1 protein-coding gene is annotated in these 236 nt (G+C 30.5%); it reads left to right on the top strand.

Annotated features, from left to right (window positions below):
• A partial coding sequence (locus GNF10_RS39665; RefSeq protein WP_260446400.1) for a ferritin-like domain-containing protein occupies positions 1 to 236 on the top strand: 236 nt, incomplete at both ends.

Here is a 236-nt window from a genome sequence, read left to right as displayed (position 1 = left end):
GCTAAAGAGGAACGTTTCCACGGTAAAAAAATCTATGACTATATCAATGATCGTGGCGAACATGCCATCTTTGATACAATTAAAGCTCCTAAAGTAGAATTTTCTTCTATTTTAGAAACATTTAAAGATAGTTTAGCTCAAGAACGTGATGTTACTCAACGTTTCTATAATCTTTCAGAATTAGCTCGAAATGATAAAGATTATGCTACAATTTCATTTTTAAATTGGTTCTTAGA

This window comes from Nostoc sp. UCD121, assembly GCF_014222285.1.
Lineage (GTDB): Bacteria > Cyanobacteriota > Cyanobacteriia > Cyanobacteriales > Nostocaceae > Nostoc.
Note: the sequence above shows the minus strand (reverse complement) of the source record. Positions and strands in the feature narration are given on the sequence as shown.